The sequence below is a fragment of the Arsukibacterium sp. MJ3 genome, assembly GCF_000987765.1.
Classification (GTDB): domain Bacteria; phylum Pseudomonadota; class Gammaproteobacteria; order Enterobacterales; family Alteromonadaceae; genus Alishewanella.
In genome coordinates, this window is the sequence record NZ_LAHP01000184.1 from 1 (window position 1) to 428 (window position 428).

At 48.8% G+C, this 428-nt stretch carries 1 protein-coding gene; it reads left to right on the plus strand.

Going from position 1 to position 428, the window contains the following annotated elements:
• Positions 1-428 (plus strand): PQQ-binding-like beta-propeller repeat protein (locus VT06_RS17410; RefSeq protein ID WP_152659073.1); only part of this gene is annotated, 428 nt, incomplete at both ends.

Sequence of the window (428 nt, forward strand, 5' to 3'; positions counted from 1 at the left end):
GTGCTGTGGCTATCGATGCCAACGAATAGCTATGCCAATAGCTATAACAATAGTGATGTCAATTCGTGGCCAACCTTTAATGGCAATGCTGAGCGCAACGCCTCTATTTCGCAAGCTTGGCCAACAGATTTACAGCTGCATTGGCAGCATCGTATTCCTACTACGGTTACGGCATCGCCGGTGGTGGATGATGAACTTATTGTAATAGGCAGTGATATTGGCGTGTTGTATGCCTTTGATCGCGAGAGCAAATCGGTGCGCTGGGTGTTTGATACGCATGGGGCGATTCGTTCCACGCCAGCGATGGATAACGAGCATGTGTATGTGCTAAGTGAACAGGGCGCAATGAGTGCCTTAAATCGGCAAACTGGCGCGTTGCTATGGCAATTTAATACCCTAGGACAGCACGCATTTCGTGCCTACAACTA